Origin of the sequence: Terriglobus sp. YAF25 (genome assembly GCF_052113305.1) — a bacterium.
In the GTDB taxonomy this organism is placed as follows: Bacteria; Acidobacteriota; Terriglobia; order Terriglobales; family Acidobacteriaceae; genus Terriglobus.
Map to the genome: position 1 here is coordinate 1 of NZ_JBFRCY010000696.1, position 2,426 is coordinate 2,426.

The following is a 2,426-nucleotide window of genomic DNA, read 5'->3' on the forward strand; positions in this document are numbered from 1 at the left end:
ACGAAAAAACACAGATGATCCGCGCTCAGAACTTCGTCCACGCGAGGCGGAACAAGATAACCCTGCTCTGGAGAATAGGGAAGATAACGTGACATACTCTCTTCTCGTATAAATAACTCCGAAAATCAAGTAGTACTCACACAGACTCTTACGCCCGGTACCCGGAACAACCATCGAAACAGTGCGATGGATCGGTCGTATTCCGGAGATCGAGCTTCAGCTCTCGAACGGGCTGAAGCTTGTTTCACGGAGAAGCGCACCAGGCGCTCCCGACTGGGCTCTAACCTCTCTTCAAGGTGCCGAAATCTATGTGCGTGCGGGACGAATCGTCTGGCGCGACTTAAACTAACAAGTAAGGTGTATCAATAAATTTCGCTGCGGAATTATAGAGCGGGCCTTCAGCCCTTTGGTTTTGAATGTGCCCGGAGACCTGGGGCGTTGCCCCAGGCTGGTATAGAACGCGCCTTCAGCGCTCGGAGCCAGCTAGCTTCTTCCACACCTTCCGCCACCAGCTCACCCGCTGCTGCGGCATCTCCACTCCCGGCTGGACGAAATAATCACAGCACTCCGGAACGCTCTGGAGCACCCTCGGGTCCGTCCCTGCATACCGGTGACAGCCGAAGTCCTGCTGTTTCAGGATCTCGATCGCCCGTTTCAGATCCTTCTTCGTGGCCGGCTGGCGCATCCAGCCGCAGTGCGGCGGCGAACTTTCGACCCAGTTCACCAGCTCCGGGGCGATCTTCTGGGGAATGCCGCAGCCCAGACACTCATTCTGAATGACGTAGAAGTCGCCGGGGACGGAACGAGGGTCTGCTGTAAAACGTGGCTCCATAGGGTAGATAAGGAAAGATTAGCCTCCCCGACGGCGTGCCGCCAGCCCGTGCTGGTAAACTGTTGGAGGCGGCAGATTCCTGCCGGTTCCCCGCAAAACTCAAGTTTTCAGAACAGGATCCACTCCCGTGAGCAACGCCACTACGCCTATTCGGAATATCGCCATCATCGCCCAYGTCGACCACGGCAAGACCACGCTGGTTGACGCGCTGCTGCGCCAGAGCGGCACCTTCCGCGCGAACGAGGCCGTGGCCGAGCGCGTGATGGACTCCAACGAGCTCGAAAAAGAGCGCGGCATCACCATTCTGGCCAAGAACACCGCCGTCCACTACGGCGACTCCAAGATCAATATCGTCGACACCCCCGGCCACGCCGACTTTGGCGGCGAAGTAGAACGCGCCCTGAAGATGGTGGACGGTGTCGTCCTGCTGGTCGACGCCAGCGAAGGTCCCTTGCCGCAGACCCGCTACGTGTTGTCCAAGGCTCTCGAGGCCGGCCTGCCTCCGATCCTTGTTATCAACAAGATCGACCGTCCCGATGCCCGTCCCCAGGAAGTTCTGAACGAGGTTTATGACCTGTTCATCGACCTCGACGCCGATGAGAGCCAGCTCGAGTTCCCCGTGGTTTACACCAACGGCAAGGCCGGTACCGCCACCATGGACCTGGCCCAGCCCGGCACCGACCTGAAGCCGTTGTTTGACACCGTCCTCGCGAAGATTCCGCCGGCCGTCGGCGATCACGAAGGCGCCCTCCAGATCCTGGTGACCAACCTCGACTACTCCGACTACCTTGGCCGCCTGGCCATCGCCCGCGTCTTCAACGGCAATCTGAAGACCGGTGACGAAGTGAACGTCGCCAAGCTGGACGGAACACTGCAGAAGACCAAGATCACCAAGCTGTTCAGCTTTGCCGGCCTGAAGCGGACCGACATCGAGCAGACCCAGATCGGCGACATCGTCGCCATCGCCGGCGTTGCCGGCATCACCATCGGCGAGAGCATCACCGGTGTGGACAATCCGCAGCCGCTGCCGAAGATCACCATCGACGAGCCGACCATCGCCATCCAGTTCTCGGTCAACAACTCGCCCTTCTCCGGACGCGACGGCCAGTACGTCACCAGCCGTAACCTGCGCGACCGCCTCGACCGCGAGCTGCTGACCAACGTCTCCATCCGCGTGGAAGAGACCGATTCACCCGATAGCTTCAAGGTGCTGGGCCGTGGTGAGCTGCAGCTCGCCGTGCTGATCGAAATGATGCGCCGCGAAGGCTTCGAGCTGATGGTCGGCCGCCCTGAGATCGTCACCAAGCGCATCGACGGCGCCCTGATGGAACCGGTGGAGTATGTGACCATCGACGTTCCGGAAGAGTTTGCCGGAACCGTGATCCAGAAGCTTGGGCCTAGAAAAGGCGAGATGGTGAAGATGCACGGCCAGGGCCGTGTGCGTATGGAGTTCAAGGTTCCCAGCCGCGGCCTGATCGGCCTGCGCTCGGAGATGCTGACCGAAACGCGCGGCACCATCGTGATGAACTCCATCTTCGACGGCTACACCAACTACCAGGGTGAGATTCCGCAGCGTCCCAGCGGAGCCCTGATC

The 2,426-nt window shown here is 60.0% G+C and carries 2 protein-coding genes; one reads left to right on the plus strand and one right to left on the minus strand.

Annotated elements, in window-relative coordinates; all coding sequences use genetic code 11:
* Positions 1–466: 466 nt before the first annotated feature.
* Positions 467–832 carry a hypothetical protein gene (locus AB4043_RS22495; RefSeq protein ID WP_442303538.1) on the minus strand — a complete coding sequence of 122 codons (366 nt, stop codon included), beginning with the start codon at positions 830–832 and terminating at the stop codon, positions 467–469.
* A 127-nt stretch (positions 833–959) separates the two neighbouring features.
* Here AB4043_RS22495 and typA point away from each other — a divergent pair.
* A partial coding sequence (gene typA / locus AB4043_RS22500; RefSeq protein WP_442308154.1) for a translational GTPase TypA occupies positions 960–2,426 on the plus strand: 1,467 nt, incomplete at its 3' end.

Bases quoted from the DNA above. Each gene is read 5' to 3' on its own strand.
- AB4043_RS22495 (WP_442303538.1), bottom strand. From the start codon at position 832: ATGGAGCCACGTTTTACAGCAGACCCTCGTTCCGTCCCCGGCGACTTC.